The sequence below is a fragment of the Coleofasciculus sp. B1-GNL1-01 genome, assembly GCF_040220235.1.
Taxonomy (GTDB): Bacteria; Cyanobacteriota; Cyanobacteriia; order Cyanobacteriales; family Coleofasciculaceae; genus Coleofasciculus.
On sequence record NZ_JAVJTO010000040.1, the window covers coordinates 10,936 to 29,895 of the forward strand.

Consider the following 18,960-nt stretch of genomic DNA (forward strand, 5'->3'; position numbering starts at 1 on the left):
TAAATTGAGGTGGACACAATTAAACAGTCACCCCTTCTAATTCCTCATCCGTCAACTCATACAACGCCTGCAACTTCTGTAACTTCTCCTCACTCGGTTGCCAAAATCCTCGTCCACTTGCCTCTAACATCCGGGCGACAATATTCCGAAATGCCTCAGGATTTGCCTGTCTTAACTTCTCTGCCATTTCTGCATCTAAGGCATAAGTATCTGCCGCTTGATCATACACCCAATCATCGGTAAAATCGGCAGTTCCTCCCCACCCAATTAATGCCGTCATTCGTTGCGAGATTTCATAAGCACCCCCTGAACCCTGACTTGCCATAGCTTCTGCCCATTTGGGATTTAGTAACTTGGTGCGATATTCTAACCGTAGTAAGTCATCTAATTGGCGTGGGGTTGTATCTTTAGAAAAGCTTTCTACGAAACTAGCATTCACTTTCTTTCCCCGTTGTTTCTCAGCCGCTTTTTTCAATCCCCCGGTATTAGCATAGTATTCTTGAATATCAGTTAAACCGTATTCAACAGAGTCAATTTCCTGAACCACCTGGCTGGTTGTTTTTAATAGCTGACTTAAAACCTCTGGACGCGCTTGTCCTTTATCTTGACGCCCATAACTAAATGCATTACGACTTTCCCAGGTTTTGCCTAATTCTTCTCCTGATTCCCAGTTTCCATCCGTCACTTGGTCATTCACGAGAGAACCAAAATCGCCAGCCGGGTTAGAAAATAATCGGGCAGAATTATTCTGGATTCCTTGGGCTTGTAAGGCTAAAGCGTGTTTGCGAATAAAATTCTGGTCATCTGGTTCCTCCGCCTCCGCCGCCCGTTTAAATAAATCATCGAGTAATTCAATGATATTCACAAAACTATCCCGGAAAATACCCGATAGATTTGCCAAGACATCAATCCGGGGATGTCCTACCTCGGCTAAAGGTTGTAACTCATAGCGGACAATTCGCCCCGTTCCTTCTTTGAGGGGTTCTGCACCTACTAATTCCAGTAAAATTCCCAAGGATTCACCTTTGGTTTTAATCGCATCTAATCCCCATAACATAACCGCCACGGTTTCTGGATAGTCTCCCTGGTCTTGGAGGTGTTGGGCGATAATTTTTTGGGCAATTTCTCGTCCTCGTTGATAGGCTCCCGGTGAGGGCATCCGATAGGGGTCTAAGGCATGAATATTTCGTCCGGTAGGTAATACGCCTACACCATCTCGTAATAAGTCACCGCCCGGTGCTGGGGGAATGTATTCTCCATTTAATCCCCGTAATAAGTTGGTCAGTTCATCGGTGTTTTGCTGTAATAAATGGGCAATCGTTTCTATTTTCGTGGCAAGGGAATCTGAGTTGTCAGTTTTATCGTTAACCAGAGGGGATTGAATCGTTTTAGGATTGGCGAGTTTATCGGTTACTTCCTTGATTAAATCCGCTGCCCCATTCTCGCCAAAATAAGCATTTAAGTAACTCGCCAATGCTTCTGAGTTCGGCGGTTCGCCCAAGGTATGCAATCCCGATGAAAATAGGCGTTGTTCAACCACTTGTAAGTATTCATACAATTTGACTAGATAATGATTAAATGCATCAGCGCTGAATAAACGGACATTATCAGGTGTGAATGGAATCCCTAATTTCTTCGCTTCATCAAAGGGACAATCAGCATCTAAGCCACTATCCACAATTTTCTGACAAATGTCAGGTTTCAACGCATAGTTTTTATCGGGGTCTTCTCGGTACTCAGCAATTAAATCTCGCAGCGCGATTAATTCTTTATACAATCCCGCCCGCCCATAAGGGGGTACATTATGGGAAATCAGGACGCCATAGCCACGTCGTTTGGCTAAAATGGATTCCGAGGGATTATTGGCAGCATAAATATAGAGATTGGGAATATCTCCGAGCAAAATATCTGACCAGGAATACCCCGTATTCCCTAAAGGAGAACCCGGTAACCATTCCACGGTGCCATGCATGCCAAAGTGAACTATAGCATTAGGATTAAACTCATGGTGTAGCCATTTGTAGAACGCGGCATATTGAGGATGAGGGGTCATATCCCGTTCAAACATTAACCGCATCGGATCACCTGAAATACCTAACGGAGGTTGCACACCTATCCAAATATTTCCTAATTGAATTCCACCAATTTGGAACTCATCCCCGTAGGTTTTAATTCCGGTTCCGGTGAGGGATTTCCACTGCTTTTCGATGCGAGTTGTCAAGAGATAGCCGAGCCATTTTTCCAGGGTTTTAACGTTGACGGAGTTTGGCGTTAAATCATCATGGCTAATCGCTTCATCAGCTTCTTTGACGCGGCGAATCAGTTCTTCACCATCCTCCGGTAACTCGCCCACGGTATAGCCTTGCTGCTTGAGGGCGTGAAGGACTTTCAAGAGCGATCGCGGTACATTGAGTAAGGCTGCTGTTCCTGTCGCTCCATATCCGGGCGGGAAACCATAGAGAATGATGGCAATTTTCCGTTCTGAGGCGGCTGTCTGTCTCAGTTCAATCCAACGCTTCAGACGCCCAGTTAACCGTTTCACTCGTTCGGGAATCAGATAAATATCCTCTCCTACCAATCCCCCCAGAGGAACCGTGTCAATTGCCCCATCTAATTCTGGTAATGCGTATAATACCACCGATTGCAAGCCACCAATTCCTTGTCGCGTCCAAGAGTGAATATCCTGAATCAGTAACGGTGCGGCGACAATATAGGGAACATTTTTCGCTGTGAGGATGCGTTTTGCCACCTCAACTTGACGCCCCGCCTCCATAGAACCAGCGGGTCCTCCGACTAATGGAAAGCCAATTGTAGAGACAATCGCATCAACTTCAACAGCATCTTTTGATAAGGACGGTGTGTCAATTTTACCCTGTTGTCGTCGGGCAGTTTCCTCCGCCGATGTCAGCCAATCGCGCACCGCCACATGTCCTTCCACACCATTAATAAAGATAGGAACAGGGATTAATCCAGCATTCTCGAACTGGCGAATTAATTGAGGAATATACGGTTGTTTAGAGACAACGTGTTTGCGGTAGAGGAGAATACCGACAACGGGAAGAGATCCCCCCCAGCCCCCCTTAATAAGGAGGGAATCAGAAGTGGATAAAGAGGAAAAGTTATTTTTATTTTGCCGATACCACTCCAGATAGTGCCGTGGTGAGGCAAAATACCCGTCATAATCAGGATGCAATAATCCCATATTTGGGGTTTCGACTGGCGGTGGAATGTCTCCCACTTGTAATCCTAAGTATTTTTCAGCGAGTACCCAAAACATTGAAGCAACGTTTTCGGAACCGCCAGCATTCCAGTAGCCATAGATAATCAGCCAGTTGCGTAAATCTTGAACTTTTTTCGCCGGAATATATTTCAGCAGCTTGGGACCGGTCTTTAGAAAACTAATATAACCTGCGAGTTTATCTTCTTCTCGTCCATTGCTAAATTTATCCAGAATAAACTTAATCGGCTTGGGCATTCCTTTGGGCTTATCGCCAATTTTAAACGCCCCGATTTGAGTCAGACTCATTAATTCTAGGGCGGATTCAAAGACGAGGCGGATGGGGATATGTTGAGTTCTCTCCCGCAGCCAGAGAACTTGGTCATAATCAAACAGCAGACTGGCGAAGAAGACATCAGCCTCCTGGAGGGCGGCGGCGACGATATCCGGTTCTGTGGTCAAGGATTGGTCGCTAAATACGCGAATATCCAAGTCTGGACAGCGCTTTGTCGCCCAATCAGCCGCTTGGCGATACAAGTCGGCGTTGAATGATTCAAACCCAGCGATTAAGACGATGCGTTTCATAGACCCAAGCCCGAACGATTTCTTCATACATTGATCTTAATCGGTCTAGGAGATAAAATCCTTTCCTTAAAACCCCTCCCTAACCCTCCCCTTACCAAGGGGAGGGAACTCGAACGGTTAACATCGCGGAACTAAACAAACAAAGCCCGCCGAGGCGGACTCAGGAAAAATTAGGGAATTATTCACCATTTACAGAAGTTTGATATTCGAGAAATTAAACTCCTGAACGGACTCTTTACCATCAGTCTCGGTGCGAATAATCCGCTGGGTCAGGATAACATAGTCGCCAACCTTTTCGTAATTATCTTCAAACACACTTTTACCGCCCTTTTGTTCACCCGTTTTGGGGTCGTGGTAGACGGAATCATAACGGTGAGAAAGATAACCTTCGCCTGTGTTGTGGGAACTGAAGGTGTTAATCGTGACGACAACGCCGTGAATATGACGATGGACGTGGGTTACTTCATTATCGCGGACTTTATAGCGATCGCCTTCTGCTTTACCACCCATTAAGAGTTCCACAGCACCCGTCTCATCGGTATCTCCGAAGGAGAAGGTGTTTTTCCCGTGGGTGTCTTCAAAGGAACGACGAACCCGGTGAATCGCGGTTTCCCAGAGTTGAGAGTGAATCGCTTGCTTGGCGTCTTCGTCTTCGACATCGAAGACTTCGGCTTTCATATCCGGGTTAACCCGAACCTTCCCTGTAACAACCTGATCATCCTGTTTGAATGTCACGTCTGCGGTGTAACCGGGGAAGTTGTGATCCCAGGTGTAGCGGTTCTCATACGCCGCCCGAAAGAAATCACGCGCTGATGTTTGAACTCCAACCATCTGCTTCTCCTATCATTTTAGTTGCTGTAAACTAGCATAGTCGGGACTATCCAGCCTGTATAGACCCCAAGTGGGTACAGTCTGCGTCAACTACGCCACTGGGAAGCAGGGGAAAATAGTGAGTGGTGCAAGATGTGAGTTAAACGGCAAAGATTTTCACATCAACTTCGTTTATTGACTTACAACTTCTAATTTATAGGTGAGACCATTTTTAACGTTTTAACCACAGGAATTATAGCTTCAGTTGCCCTCATAAATTGCTTTCTAATAAAAGGAGAAGTCATCGCGGACAGAATACCCCCGTAATCCAGGTTAAAATTCACTTCATCTCGGATTGTCATTTCAATTCGTTTCTTTCAATTTTTTTGCACTCATCAAGAGACTTTTTGATAATTGCCAAGCCTCTCGACAATTTATAATTTTATCTACATACTTGAAATCCTTTCCTGGTAAGCTTCCTGTTCGATCGTCTTGGCGAAACTTCTATTTAAGCTAGCCATTTCAACTACAGCTTCTCGGTGAAACTGAATCACACAAGAGGCTGATTCCCGATAATGGACACGGGTACAGGTGGATACTTTTAGTGTGATCGTGTTGGGGGTTGAATCGAGTAACCGTTGCACTGTACAAGGTTGCATCTTATTCTTGCAGTAGGCAATGATGCGATCGCCTACTTTAATATCGAGTGCTTGAATGTTCATACTCTTCCTTTGGGTCAATGAATTGGCTGTGTCAGTCGTATCCAGCACGAAAAACGGTTTATCGGTACGACTCAACCGAGAGACCATTAATTGTCTTGGAGGTGTCGTGATTGGCTACGGCTTTTATCGCTCAAAGCCCGTCAGATCATCAAGAGTAGATTTCTTGCTCCTAGCTACTCTACTGTTGTAGTACCTCTTCAGAGTAGCATATAAAAATGACAAATTATATCAAAATACAATTTTTATCGTCAAGATAATGTCGCTATACTGTAATTACTGTTCACCCCGATTAAAAAATGAACTCTCCTAAGCGTTCAGGTTAAACCATGCTGACTTATTTAACAATTCGTTCAAAATGATAGATTATGACCGTGCCAAGTACGATGAACCGTTCTCTCCACAGTTTCTTCCAAGCGATCGCAGATGCTCGTGATGAGCAGGAACTTCGCCTGCAAATTATGGACGAATTAGGGGAGCATTTTCAGGCGCAGTATTGGGGGCTATGTCTGCTCAACGAAGATTCTCAGGCGGCTGAGGTGCAGATGCAAGGGGGAGCGGATACGGAGGGGTTTGTCGCTGATTACAATAAGCTGGCGCGAAAGGTTGATCCGGTGTTACGCTATGTCATCGAACACCATGCTCCCGCCCATGAACAACTGGTATTCTCTCCAGAGGTTTGGAAACAATCTGAACTGTACCAGAATTGTTATGCTCGCTACGATCACGAGCATGTGATGATGGGTCCAATTGTCAGTGGGGGGCGTTTGATGGGTGGGGTATATTTTGCCCGTGCTTCTGATGCACCTGCGTTTGATTATAAAGACTTGGCTGACTTAACCGGATTATGTTTGCATTTATCATCCCGTCTGGCTACCTTGCGATCGCAAGCCAAAAAATCCCCCTCTCTCGTCGCCAATCGCCTTACCCCACGGGAACGGGAAATCGCTGATTTAGTTGCCAAAGGGTTGACAAATGCGGAAATTGGTGCTGAACTTTGGATTACCCAAAATTCCGTGAAGCAGGCGCTGAAACGGATGTTCCGCAAGCTAAATGTCTCGGCGCGTGCTGAATTAGTAGCGCGATTGCAAGATACTGTGTAAGAAAAGGGTTCAATCATGTCATACAACCCTAGATATTGCCAGAAGGAAATCAGTTGACAGGAAAATTCCAATGTAGGGGCGGGTTTAGGAACTCAATGAACGGGTAAATTAATACATTTCAGACAAAACCCGCCCTTCAACGGTATTGAACCTAACCGATAACCTCAATTCAAAATCCACCCCTTACGGTTAAGAAGAGGGCGGGTTTCGTTGTTTTATTTGGGGTGTGTCTACCGATTTACAGCGCTTTTCACGTTTATGGAATACAAAATTGTATCGGCTTGCTTTTCAGCGCAATGATCGTTTGTAGTCTACTAACTTGAAAACTGCTGTAATCCCTAAAGGAAGCCCCTACATATTGGGGTGCGATCGCGGTGGGGATTAGGGCGGGTTTCGTTGTCTTATTTGGGGTGTGTCCACTAATTTAATCCCTAAACCCGCCCCTACCTGATTGGGGTGCGATCGCGGTGGTTATCAATGGCGTTAAACAGATGGTTAATTTAACCGACAAACATCAATTTATTTATTTGCCCTCATGTTTAAAATCTTAGCAGAGTCTGGGCTATAAAAAATCCGATTGCCAAATGTGAACAGCACGTTGGGCAAAATGCCTCTGGCGTGCAGCCATTGCATCCGGATTCCATTCTTCAGCCGTAATTCGTTGAGTGAGCTGATAAACACTCTGCTGATATTTTTCTTGCTTACTCTGATAGTTTTTTTGCCCAATATCCCGATTAAACGAGGGTTCTAATAGCGTCAGATTTCCCAGACGATAAACCATTTCCTCTAATTGCCGCTCAGTGAAATATTGCCGCCATTCATCGGTTGGCACTTCCGGGAGAATATGTTCGATAGAAAAACTATTTTCCTCCACCTGCATCCCTGACGCATCTGCCTCTAACTGACTGAGGATATAACGAACGAGTTTACGCTTTTGCCCTTTTGTCGAGATTGAGAGTAGAGAAAAATCTTGTTGAAATTTTTCGTCAGTGACATAAACCGGACGAAGAGTATCAAATACTTGTCGTGGCGTTGTGATGGTTCCCTCTGCAATATTAGTGGCAACAGTATTGTAAAATGATTCCAGTTCATTCGGATTTAAGCGGCTAACAATACTATAGCGGAACGAGATGACAACGATGAGCTTGAGTAAGCGCGTGAAATTTTCCGGAGAAAACTGCTGATAGGCAGCAAATAGAGTCGGGTAAGCCTGTTTGACTCGAAATAAATTCAACTCACGGATGTAAGGTTGGTTCTCCGGAGTATCACGCCAGAATTCATCATTGGGATTGCTGAGGGCGACATATAAACTACTAAAGTTCTCAAGCTGATCCAATAAATCAAACGCTTTGGTTGCATTATTGACCGATGCTCGAACCAGCTTGAATAAGCGTTCACGCCGCACTCGCTCATGGTTTAAACTCAAATAATAACGCAGAAATTCTGGGAACTTCTCCATCTGAACTGTATTGATAATGCGTCGCCATTGGCGCTGTGCTTCTTGTAAGTCGTCGGGTCCTCGAAAGAGCGAAAAGAGGTAATTTTTCAACAAGTCAGTCGAGGTTAGCTCGATTCCTCTGGCATTTAATGTCTCAAAAACGGTATAAGCATTCAGTTCATCTTCAACACTGATTTGGATGAACAACAGTCCTTGAGCCACTGTATCGGTAATAAACATTGCCAATTTTTCGCCATCTTGAGTCACCTCTGGCAGTTTTTCTAATTGAGTGAAGAAGTATTCAAAAGCTTGCCATAGGAGTTGATTGGATTTCGAGAGAGAACGAATATTTAGGGGTTTTCTCAGGTTAACTAAATTACTTTGATAAAAATCATTATTATTTTCATTCAAAATCAGTTTACTTGAATATCGCAGAGAACGAGGGTCGCGATCACCGAGATAAGTCCGCTTGAGAATTTCTTGTCGTTCTTGGTTGGCTTGAGGCTCAATATCTTTCTCGACAAGCTGTTGGAGCATTTTAATAACAGCAACGGCAATAATACTGAGTGTGGCTAGGCGTTGCTGACCGTCAATAATGGTAAATGATTGATCAGTTGTCCCAGAACGTTGCAGGACAATTGCTCCCATATAATGACTGACACTAACATTATTATGCAGCATTAAAATATCCTGCCAAAGGTCTTCCCAATTCTCCACCGTCCAGGAATAATCCCGTTGAAACGGCGGGACGCGATAGATTTTTCCGTTGCTAATTAAATCGCCGAAGCTAGTTGTGCGAGTATCTAGAAGGTTAATCCGAACCATAATAAAAAGGTAGAAGGTAAACGACAGAAGGATGTGCAAACTAGATAGATTATCAAGGGGGTAGTCAACTCAGATTTGGTATCACTGGCTTGGAGGAGATGGGGGGATCTTGAACACAGGACTTACGCAGACACACCACGGATGGGGGTAAAGGTGCGTTACGCTACGGTAACACACCCTACAAATAGAGCCTTTGCGTAAGTCCTAGAACAGTTTGCTAAACTCAGATTAACAAATAAACAGCAACCGATGGTTACAGGTTTAGGGATTACTGATACTATAAAAAGCTTAAACGATCTGCGGGTGCGCTGTAATTTGCGTCAAGCGGATGATGATCGCTTTTTCAGTGAGTGGGTTGACGATTTACTCGAACTCGACGAACAAGAAGAGGCGGGTGTTACTCGGATTAAGCAACGCTATGATTATCATCGCGGCGATGGTTTGTTATTGGAAGGTACAATCAATCTGCTGGTGGTTTCGCCACTATTAGAACTTGCAGGATTTCTTGATCCGCCTTTCCGCATTAGTTCGCCTTATGGGGTTGGGTTAGAACTTGATGATCCGGAAGAAACGATTCGCGGTTTTATTGATACGTTGGTTGTACAAGAACAACTTTGGATTTTGGTGATTGAGTCGAAGCGAACCAGTATTCCGGTTCCGGCGGCTTTACCACAGTTGTTGGCTTATATGTTAGCGAGTCCGCAGAGGGATCATCCAGCGTTTGGTATGGCGACAAATGGGGATGAGTTTGTGTTTTTAAAGCTTAGTCAAGGAGATAGTCCAGAGTATGATGTATCGCGGACTTTTTCGCTGTTTCCCAGGCGACATGAGTTAAGCGAGGTTCTACGGATTTTGAAGCGGTTGGGACAGGCGGTGGTGGAGTAAGATAAATTATCCTCATCCACAATCCATCCACTGCTTTCATGGCGTACTACCAAAGTAACTCTTCGTGCTACAATAATAGTTGGTATGGCTGTTATCGCTAATACATTCTCTCAATGATGGGCGAACAGTAAGGCACAGCCTACTTATTATGGCTATAGTATAAACTTGTACTTTGACAGATAACTCTTTCCAAGTTACCTACAGAATCAATTTACATCACTCAGGTCAAGTCTTGAAAGCGGTGTTCCTACTGTGAGAAACAAACTTGGAGGTCATGGTCAAGGTTCCCAGCCTTGTATTGTGCCACAATATTTTGCAGCTTACCAACTTCACATGACGGCGAGTACAATTTTGTTTCTGATTGAAGCGGAGAAGGCACTACCTTGAGGATACTGCCTATTACAACTAGCTTCTTATTTACACTAACCAACCGTAGCGATCGCCTATCTATTATACGGTGACTAACGACTTATCTTCTTCCCACGACAGCAATGAATCGAGTTTTCCTGATTCTGAAAATGTTCGCGCTGCTAGCAGACAACGCAGCAAATCAACAGACATCTTTGTGGAATAAAGCCCTTCTTGTCCGCCAATAACGAGTTTTTCGGTTGCTTCAGGTTTGGATAAATCAACTAAATTATAAAAATCCAGATTATCGAAGGTGACTGAAACAACATATTTCCCAGCATAACCACCGCCAATCGTCATGTAAGTCTCATCATCGGCTGCTAAGGTAACTAAGGTTTGATTTTTTCCATTTAACTGGCGGATAGCTGCTTCTATCTGACTCCAATCCGGATTTTCGATTAAGTCACCTTGATTTTTGTTGCCAACCCATTTTTCGATTGATAGGTTTGATACAAACATCATTGCCTCCTTCTATTTGGGGGTTTGACTATTCTTTTCTTGTTTTCACTTGGAGTTATGATTTCCAATTCTTCTATGCCTAACTGCCAAGCCATAGAATTCACACCTCCTCTTAAACCGCAAGCCGCACAAAGATCTCGATCAACAATTAAACGAGCTTTACCCCCTCTAATGCCTGCATCTGCGGCTTGTTGGAAGGCATCAGCCTCAGCGTGGGTTTTAGTGATTGGATTAACCCTAAAAGTTATCGGTCGAGGATTGGGATTATCACCAGAATTGATACCGAAGAAATTTTCACCCCTGATTTCTAATTTGGCTATAGTTGAGTAATCTTCTGCGCTGCCCGCAGGAGGTAAACCCAGGCGCTGTCTGTATTCGGCTAATTCGTCAAAAACACTGTTCGTCGTTTTCCTGCCTTTAGATAAGTTTGCCTATTTTCCCTAATTTGGATTTACTTGTTATTTTAAGTGGTTTTGAGTTAAGTACAGGGCGACCCGATCAAATTGAGTGGACACCGTTGTTGATTTGTGGAAGCGGGTCGCCCCTACGATAAACGATAAACTATATTCTGGAGCGATCGCCTGAGTTTTCATGGCATAAATCTTTGGCAACGCTTGTCGGACATGGCGTGTGATTGTGTAGGGGCGGGTTTCACGACTATCCTTTCGGTTACACCTAGATGTGACTAAACCCGCCCCGACTTCCGCCGATTTCAAGTCTTTTGGTGAAACACGGATCAAAGCACATCCCTCACAATCGCAATTGTTTTATTCTAATGCTTCAACACCAAGCGATAGCGCGGTTTACCATGGCGCAGTTTTTCCATCGCCTCATTCACTTGTTCAAAGCTGAAGGTTTCAGTAATCGGTTCAACACCCTGTCTTGCAGCAAAATCCAGCATCCGAGTAATGGTGACTGGACTCCCCAGGGGACTGGCTGAAATTGACTTTTGACCAAGAATCAGAGGGAAAATTGGAGTAGACAGGGGATTGGGAATGACTCCAACAAAGTGTAACCGACCTTTGGGACGTAATGCAGCAATGTAGGCGTTCCAATCGAGGTCAGCATTCGCTGTGACGAGAATAAAGTCAAAGGAATTCTGCACGGATTCTAAGGCGTTGACATCGCCCGAATTGATAAAATGAGTGGCTCCCAATTCCCGTGCTTCTGCTTCTTTATCAGGACTACTGGAAAACGCTGTGATCTCACACCCCCAAGCTTGGAGGAAACGCAGCGCGATATGACCTAATCCACCAATACCAATCACGCCCACGCGATCGCTCGATTTAATGTCAAACTGAACAATCGGGTTAAATACGGTAATCCCGCCGCAGAACAAAGGACCGGCGGTAGCGGGATTGATCCCATCAGGTAGGGGAATCACCCAACTGTGATCCGCACGAACCTTATCCGCGAATCCACCATGACGACTGACAATAGTTCCTTCTGCATCCGAGCAAAGGTTGTGATTCCCTGACATACACCATTCGCACGTCATGCAGGAACTCGAAAACCACCCTAATCCAACTCGTTGTCCTAGGTTAAGCGTGGTGACGTTATCGCCCAATGCAGCAATTGTACCCACAACTTCATGACCCGGAACAAAGGGATATTCAGTCATTTCCCACTCGTTGTCTAGCATACTCAGATCACTGTGACAAATCCCGCAATACTCGACATTAATCTCGACTTCTTCATCACCGAGACTACCGGGATCGTACTCGAAGGGTTGGAGTTGTCCTCCGGGTTCATGAGCAGCATAAGCTTTGATCATGGTGAAATCTGTAATAGTTGCTGTTGATCATGTTAAAGGATTGAACCCCCTTCTATCAGAAAAATGGTATACCCTTAGTTACGGTTGATGGAAATAAACCCAACTATACTAAGTTATATAAAGATTCCTCAAACTCTGACATAAGACATAAGACGAATGACCAATGGAACAGGACGTTTTCCGCGAACTTGCAAACACGCTGCGATCGGCAATTGGTCTGCTGGATGGGGAACAGAACGCCCAACTCCGCCAAGACGCGATCGCACTCTGCGATTATCTGGAGAATCCGATTTTCCGCATCGCTGTTTTTGGTCCGTTTAATTACGGAAAATCGACGTTACTCAATGCTTTACTGGGGAAACGTACCCTACCTATCGATTTAATCCCCACCACAGGCGCGGCGATTCATATCCGTTACGGGAACGAAGTACACACGCGCATTACCCTCTCTAACGGTCAACAAATCAGTGAAAACGGAACAGATGTCCTGAAACAGTTTGCCATATTAGATGACCAACGGCGGATGCGGGAGGATGTGACTAATGTTGAGGTCTTTTGTCCCCATCCGTTCCTGAAAACGGGGGTAGAATTGCTGGATTTACCGGGAACGGATGACCGCGAAGCCCAGGAAGCCTTAGTTCGCGACCAACTGCTCACGGCGGATTTAATTGTTCAGGTGCTGGATGGTCGTAAGTTGATGACGTTAGGGGAACGAGAACACCTGAGAGATTGGTTATTGGATCGGGGAATAAATACGGTTATTTTTGTGGTTAATTTTCTGAATTTATTGGAACCCGACGAGCAGAAACAAGTCTATAACCGTTTATTATTTGTAGCAGAAAGTTTCCGCTCGCAACTGCCGAATAATATCAGTAATATCTATCGCGTCGATGCTCTCCCCGCCTTACGCTATCGGCTCAAAGGCGATACCGCCGCTGCCCAAACTACGGGGTTAGATATGTTGGAATCGGCGCTGCAAAGCATTGTCGCCGAGCGCCATGAGAGCCTCGCCATCCGCTTTCCCCGTGTGCAGGCGATCGCGTCTCAAATCCAACAGGCTGCAACCGTCAAAATGCAAGCCGTTTCTGCTGAAATTGCGGTGGCGGAGCAAAAGCATCAAACGAAATTAGAGATTAAACAAAAAGCCCAAAATCTGATTCAAAAAGGATTCGCCGCCAGTGTGTCGGATTTCCAAGGATGGCTGTATTTACCCAAACTTTTAGAACGCTATCAATCAGAACTGGTTGCAGCGCTACAACAGGGTACATTTAATTTGTGGGAACAAGGCGGTTTTAAAGAGGCGATTCAGAACCATCAACAGGGAATTGTTAAATGGGTACATCAAGCCAGTGAATTTTTCGATCGCCAACCTCCCACTGATCTGACCATTCCCTTTCCCAAACCCCCAGAAGTCCAGCTTCCCGAACCCCCACCCCAAGCCAAAGGAACCAAGGGCGTTACTCCAGTTGCGATCGCGACGGGACTCGGTTGGGTATTTGGGGGACCTGTTGGCGCGGCGGTGGCGGGTGGGGCGACATATTTGTTGAATAAAAATTCCGGCGATTCTGCACCGCCAAAGTCTTCAATGTCTTATGTAGAACAAGTGACTCAATCGTACACGGATGCGGCGACAGAGTACCTAACTTGTTTTAGCCGCGAAGCGGTTTCTGCGCTGGAAGCTTATGAGAAATTGGCGGAAACGATGATTAATGTTAATTTGACGAATGAGCCGTTAAAATTGACAATTGATCATCATCAGTTACAGTTGTTGCAAAATGTTTTAGAGAATTTGGAGCAAGAATTGGAGCGGGTGCGGTTAGCCCTGAATTAAAGCCCTGAACTCAAGTACTGGCTGAAAGCTAAAATCCGTTCAAACGGGTTCAAATTCTTTAATGGAGTAAGCTTTAGCTTCCTTAAGCTTTAGGTTCCGGAAATTTATTTCCCGGCTAGAGGTGAGCTAGCCCTGAACTCAAGTTCGGGCTGAAAGCTAAAACCCGTTCAAACGGGTTCAAATTCTTTAATGTAGTAAGCTTTAGCTTACTTAAGCGTTGGTTCCGGAAATTTATTTCCCGGCTACTACTACTTTTGATAACGCCACTGTTTTGCCCGAACTACACCAACTAATTTAATTCCACTCTCAATTTGAGCAAATCGCTCTTGTTTGATGGATCGCGCTGAACTCTTCTGCACGGAGGTTAAGCTAAAAGTCAGGAGTGCCAAGACTAATGCCGTGGCGGTTAAATTACGAGTAAATTTTACGTTAAACATAGCCCTGAAATAACCTTACTCAATCACTGGCAAGACTCCAGTGGTAAACTCAGCTATGACTTGGTGATGGAAAATCACCGGGATAAAACTCCCTGTCAAGTAAAATCATAAACTAAAAACCCTCTTAAATAGCTTCAGTAAACTTACTGAAAATTTTGCGGATCTTTTATCAGCCATTTCGCGTAGATTCACCGAACAATCTTCATAAAATAAAGATTTAATGAAGATTATGGGTAGTTTACCGATCACTTGGGCGACTCAGCTACGGCGGTTAGGCGATGGCTAAATAGGGCTGACAACGCCATAACCGTTCAACTGCCAGTCAAGCTCAAGTTAAATATGATCGTTTCTGGTTAAAACTTCCAGCATGAATATAATACCCAAAAGCATCACAATAAGAACAGATTCCATAACTAAATCTCCTGCTGTCAATACTTCAACAGTAGAAAAATAGAGTTGGGTTTAGAGAGGATAATAGGTAACTCTTTTGATTGACTATTAAATAACCAATCCATCTCACCAAATCTGTAGCTTTGGTAACATCTGGATATGTACAGTTTGCCAATTGGCACTGTTTTTAGGGCGAGGTTAAGCCCTGCACTAAAATACCACCAACGCCAAAAACTGAGTTTCTGGCGATTGGTGCAACTTGAAAGCCTGGATTATTCGTTAAGCAACCCGGTTTTTCATGTCTTGGTAAGTATTCATCGGACATGACATAACCAATCAATCATCCCATCTGGCAAGATAATTTTAGTGCGAGTGTTCGTATCAATACAAACATGGCGAGTTAAGGCATCTGCTAGGTGTCGTTGCGGTGAAGCAGCATCGATAACCTGATACTTAATTTCAAACTTGCTATCACTTAACCGTTGAGGTATCCCATCAATCAGCAGCTTGTCCCCACAAAACATGGGCTGAAAAAAGTCTACACTACTATGGATAATTGGCACAGCCACAGCAGCGTGACTAAAAAATGTTTTGAGATTAATACCCACCTTGGCTAGAGAGTCTTCATAGGCTTCGTGACACATCGCTAAAACATTGGCAAAGTAAACGACACCAGCAGCATCGGTATCTTGAAAGCGGACGGTGCGGTTATAGGTAAAGGACATGCTTGACTGTTCTGTTCACTTAGAATTTCCCAATGGAGGTTGACTCGGACGCCACCGCTTTTTTTCTTGCCGTTGTTTCCAGTCCCGAATGGCAATCGCCTCTTTTGCGGCGGGAGTGCGATAACCCTTGCGGCTACTTTCATCTTGATTGGCTGAGGTGCTAGTTTTCGGGTGGGGTTGTTTGACTAAATACTGCGCCAGATCATCGTAGGGTGATTTAAAATTCAGGTCTTGCAGAATGTGCCGAACTGAATGATAACGATTCGTCAGTGATACATTTGTCATTTTCCGCAGCACTTGAGTCAAAGGCTGACTGATATGCACCAAGCGTTCCCAGTATAAGGCACCCGTTTGGCGATCGCTGTGCAAGTCTAGAGGCGCTTTTCCGGTTAGCAGGTAAAGACAGGTCATTCCTAGGGCGTAGATATCACTGGCAAATACCGGGCGCAGCGAAAACTGTTCGGGTGGGGCAAATCCGACGGTGCCGATAAAATGAGTTGAGGCGAGTTTCATGCTACTGTCTAGGGCTTGCACCAACTTTTCCTTGACCGCACCGAAGTCAATCAACACCAATCGACCATCATCTTCACAGCGGATAATATTTTGTGGCTTGATATCTCGGTGAATCACGTTATTGCGGTGAATGTAGTCGAGTAGGGGTAGCATTTCCGCCAAAAACTGTCTGGCGGCTACCTCAGAGAAACGACCACTGCGCCTGACTAGCCGCGCTAAGGTGGAACCCTGGACGTATTCCTGAACTAAAAAAAATTCCTCCCCAGTCTCAAAGTAATCGAGTAACATGGGGATCTGAGAGTGACTACCCAGTTTGCCGAGACTTTTTGCCTCTCGTTCAAAACGCTGACGAGCATTCTCCAAGGCTTTCGAGTCATCAACTTTGGGGCAAAGTTGCTTAATCACACACAGGGGTTGACCCGGTAACCCAGCATCTTTGGCGAGAAAGGTCACACCAAACCCACCGCGACCCAACATTCGCAAGATCTCATAGCGATCGCAAAAGAGTTCATTTTGACCGCAAAGCTGACCAAGTTGGGTTTGCTGTAAAATTTCCGAGTGGAAGGAAGACAGGTTTCCCGGCGCAAAATTCATTTTTCCAGAATCAGATGGTACAAGCTCTCCAGCCTGTTCTTAGTTTAGGCAAAGATCTTATCTTTCTTCAAATTTACACGACGCCCCGATAAGTGGCACAATAGATATTTCCTATTCATGAATAAATGTAGGCGACCTGAGCGATTAATTTCGACAAAAATAAACGATAGATCGTTAGTATATAGAACAGACGTGCAACGATGACTATGCATCCAAAACTACAAAAAGCTTTTGAACACCGCCAAGTCCTCAAGGTTATTAGTGGCTTGAATAACTTTGACTCCCAACGGGTGAGTGCTACCGTTAAGGCAGCAGATCGGGGTGGTGCGACGTTTGTCGATATCGCCGCTGATCCAGATTTGATTCGCCTTGTAAAAGGGTTGACAAATCTGCCAATTTGTGTTTCTGCTGTGGAACCCCATCGATTTGTCAGTGCAGTGGAAGCCGGAGCTGATTTGATTGAAATCGGGAATTTCGATAGCTTCTACGCCCAAGGGCGGCGGTTTGAGGCAGCAGAGGTTTTAGCCTTGACCCAACAGACGCGATCGCTCTTGCCTGATATTACCCTATCCGTTACTGTTCCGCATATCCTGACATTAGATCAGCAAGTGGAACTGGCACAAGAACTGGTGCAAGCCGGGGCAGATATTATTCAAACCGAAGGCGGTACGAGCAGTCAGCCTCGTTCGGCGGGAACCTTGGGCTTGATTGAAAAAGCCGCTCCCACCTTAGCCGCTGCATCGGAAATTTCTCGCGCCGTATCTGTACCTGTACTCTGTGCTTCTGGCTTATCCAGTGTCACCGTACCTATGGCAATTGCCGCAGGCGCAGCTGGTGTTGGCGTGGGTTCGGCGGTGAATCAGTTGGACAACGAAGTGGCGATGGTTGCAGCTGTCCGCAGTTTGGTGGAAGCTTTGGCAACGGTTAACCTGACACGAATAGGCGTTTAAGTCATTCGAGTTCCCTCCCCTTGACAAGGGGAGGGTTAGGGAGGGGTTAATTGTTACCCTCTTTATCCCTAGGACATCAGTCAAGAAACCGGGTTTCTTTGGGTGAAAGCTTGATATTTCATTGTTATCCTTACGAGAAACCCGGTTTCTAGGAATAATAAAATTAGACAACCAAACTGCATAAGCTCAGTGAGTTGAGAAATACGGATGGGTGGACTGAATACATCTATCCTGCGATGAAACTAAACCTGTTGACCATTGCTGTCTTGCTGACTCCCCTCTGCTTAAGCCTTTCAGCTCAAGCAGAAAACCCTGAACACCTCAAGGAATTCTTAGAAACCCAAGAATGTATTGAATGTGATTTGAGTGGTGCGAATCTCAGTGGTGCAGAACTTCGGGGTGCTAATTTAGCCGGATCAAATCTCGCTGGCGCGAACTTCAGCAATGCAGATTTAACTAAAGCTTACTTGGTGAATGCGAATCTTCAGGATGCTAATTTGCATTCTGCTCGTTTGGTCGATGTTAATATGGCAAGAGTTAATTTGAACGATGCTGATTTGAGTGAGGCTAATTTAAAAGGGAGTAATCTCGAACGGGCAACTCTAGAAAATGCTAATCTCAGCAAAGCCAATTTGGATGCGCGGAGAACCAGTCGAACGCTTCTCTCCTCTGCTAACTTTAAAAATGCAGATCTCAGTAATGCGTCTTTGAGAGGTGCTTGGTTAATGGCAGCTAATCTGGAAGGAGCCAATCTCACGGAAGCAAATCTGAGTAGTGATATCTACAAAGAAGCTAACATGGTCTATACCCATCACACCAATTTAATTGGTGCAAATTTAGTCAATGCAAATCTAACTGGGGCAAGTTTGGTTCATGCTTTTTTAGTCGATGCAAATCTAGTTAATGTAAGTCTAACTGGGGCAAATCTGAGCCATGCTTTTTTAGTCAATGCCAAGCTCATCAACGCCAACCTGAGCAATACTGACTTAGAAAATGCTAACTTGGAGAATGCTAATCTAACGGGGGCTAACCTCAGTAATGCCAATCTGCTTAAGGCTTTCTTGGTGAAAACAAATTTGAGTGAGGCGAATTTGAATTCTGCTCGTCTTGTGGATATTAACATGAGTGGCGCTAATCTCAATGGTGCTGATTTAAGTGATGCTGAGTTGAGAAAATCGAATTTATGTGGGGTGACAATGCCAGATGGTTCTACCTCGAATACAGGTTGTGAAGCCAGTTAACCGTTGGGGTTAACGACTTAATTTCTTTTCCTTCAACTTCGCTAGAAGGGCGGGTT

The 18,960-nt window shown here is 44.9% G+C and carries 16 protein-coding genes and 1 pseudogene; 6 read left to right on the plus strand and 11 right to left on the minus strand.

The genetic code is table 11. The annotated features are described in order from the left end of the window. Positions 1-19: 19 nt before the first annotated feature. From bchH to RID53_RS09205, 3 genes are all read right to left on the minus strand, one after another. Positions 20-3,802 carry a magnesium chelatase subunit H gene (bchH, locus tag RID53_RS09195; protein WP_446387821.1) on the minus strand — a complete coding sequence of 1,261 codons (3,783 nt, stop codon included), beginning with the start codon at positions 3,800-3,802 and terminating at the stop codon, positions 20-22. 189 nt (positions 3,803-3,991) lie between these two features. Next, entirely contained in the window at positions 3,992-4,633 is a 642-nt protein-coding gene (locus RID53_RS09200) for a DUF3386 domain-containing protein (protein ID WP_446387822.1), read from the minus strand. 425 nt (positions 4,634-5,058) lie between these two features. Further along, a complete protein-coding gene (locus RID53_RS09205) occupies positions 5,059-5,421 on the minus strand; it encodes a hypothetical protein (RefSeq protein WP_446387823.1) in 363 nt (120 codons plus the stop codon). Between the two features lie 278 nt (positions 5,422-5,699). Between RID53_RS09205 and RID53_RS09210 the strand changes: the two genes are divergently transcribed. After that, positions 5,700-6,434, plus strand: a complete 735-nt coding sequence (locus RID53_RS09210) for a helix-turn-helix transcriptional regulator (RefSeq protein WP_446387824.1) — start codon at positions 5,700-5,702, stop codon at positions 6,432-6,434. A 562-nt stretch (positions 6,435-6,996) separates the two neighbouring features. Here the strand turns inward: RID53_RS09210 and RID53_RS09215 are convergent. After that, positions 6,997-8,697: a DUF262 domain-containing protein gene (locus RID53_RS09215; protein WP_446387825.1), complete on the minus strand. Its 1,701-nt coding sequence runs from the start codon at positions 8,695-8,697 to the stop codon at positions 6,997-6,999. A gap of 249 nt (positions 8,698-8,946) precedes the next feature. On the opposite strand from RID53_RS09215, the gene RID53_RS09220 reads away from it, so the two are divergent. Further along, positions 8,947-9,582 (plus strand): type I restriction endonuclease subunit R, encoded by a 636-nt coding sequence (locus RID53_RS09220; protein WP_446387826.1) that lies wholly within the window; start codon positions 8,947-8,949, stop codon positions 9,580-9,582. A gap of 183 nt (positions 9,583-9,765) precedes the next feature. Beyond that, positions 9,766-9,969: pseudogene (locus RID53_RS09225) on the plus strand (DUF7014 domain-containing protein); the annotation flags it as partial. A 63-nt stretch (positions 9,970-10,032) separates the two neighbouring features. On the opposite strand, the gene RID53_RS09230 reads toward RID53_RS09225, so the two are convergent. From RID53_RS09230 to ahr, 4 genes are all read right to left on the minus strand, one after another. After that, on the minus strand, positions 10,033-10,449 hold the full coding sequence (locus RID53_RS09230; RefSeq protein WP_446387827.1) for a hypothetical protein: 417 nt from the start codon (positions 10,447-10,449) through the stop codon (positions 10,033-10,035). Beyond that, positions 10,449-10,811, minus strand: coding sequence for a deaminase (locus RID53_RS09235; RefSeq protein WP_446387855.1), 363 nt, complete (start codon positions 10,809-10,811; stop codon positions 10,449-10,451). The genes RID53_RS09230 and RID53_RS09235 overlap by 1 nt, the downstream gene beginning before the upstream one ends. Positions 10,812-10,907: 96 nt before the next feature. Next, entirely contained in the window at positions 10,908-11,189 is a 282-nt protein-coding gene (locus RID53_RS09240) for a hypothetical protein (protein WP_446387828.1), read from the minus strand. 32 nt (positions 11,190-11,221) lie between these two features. Next, the gene (gene ahr, locus RID53_RS09245; RefSeq protein ID WP_446387829.1) at positions 11,222-12,223 is read right to left on the minus strand and encodes an NADPH-dependent aldehyde reductase Ahr; all 1,002 of its coding nucleotides are present in this window, start codon (positions 12,221-12,223) and stop codon (positions 11,222-11,224) included. A 163-nt stretch (positions 12,224-12,386) separates the two neighbouring features. Between ahr and RID53_RS09250 the strand changes: the two genes are divergently transcribed. After that, positions 12,387-14,054, plus strand: a complete 1,668-nt coding sequence (locus tag RID53_RS09250; RefSeq protein ID WP_446387830.1) for a dynamin family protein — start codon at positions 12,387-12,389, stop codon at positions 14,052-14,054. A gap of 248 nt (positions 14,055-14,302) precedes the next feature. On the opposite strand, the gene RID53_RS09255 is transcribed toward RID53_RS09250, so the two are convergent. The 3 genes from RID53_RS09255 to RID53_RS09265 all read right to left on the minus strand — a co-directional run bounded on the left by RID53_RS09255 (position 14,303) and on the right by RID53_RS09265 (position 16,713). Further along, positions 14,303-14,491: a hypothetical protein gene (locus RID53_RS09255; RefSeq protein ID WP_446387831.1), complete on the minus strand. Its 189-nt coding sequence runs from the start codon at positions 14,489-14,491 to the stop codon at positions 14,303-14,305. A 704-nt stretch (positions 14,492-15,195) separates the two neighbouring features. Beyond that, complete coding sequence (locus tag RID53_RS09260; RefSeq protein ID WP_446387832.1) at positions 15,196-15,606, minus strand: acyl-CoA thioesterase; 411 nt, start codon at positions 15,604-15,606, stop codon at positions 15,196-15,198. Between the two features lie 15 nt (positions 15,607-15,621). Then, entirely contained in the window at positions 15,622-16,713 is a 1,092-nt protein-coding gene (locus RID53_RS09265) for a protein kinase domain-containing protein (RefSeq protein ID WP_446387833.1), read from the minus strand. 200 nt (positions 16,714-16,913) lie between these two features. Here RID53_RS09265 and RID53_RS09270 point away from each other — a divergent pair, with 200 nt between their 5' ends. Both RID53_RS09270 and RID53_RS09275 read left to right on the plus strand, forming a co-directional pair. Next, a complete protein-coding gene (locus RID53_RS09270; RefSeq protein WP_446387834.1) occupies positions 16,914-17,663 on the plus strand; it encodes a DUF561 domain-containing protein in 750 nt (249 codons plus the stop codon). A 236-nt stretch (positions 17,664-17,899) separates the two neighbouring features. Then, positions 17,900-18,904: a pentapeptide repeat-containing protein gene (locus RID53_RS09275; RefSeq protein WP_446387835.1), complete on the plus strand. Its 1,005-nt coding sequence runs from the start codon at positions 17,900-17,902 to the stop codon at positions 18,902-18,904. Positions 18,905-18,960: the final 56 nt, after the last annotated feature.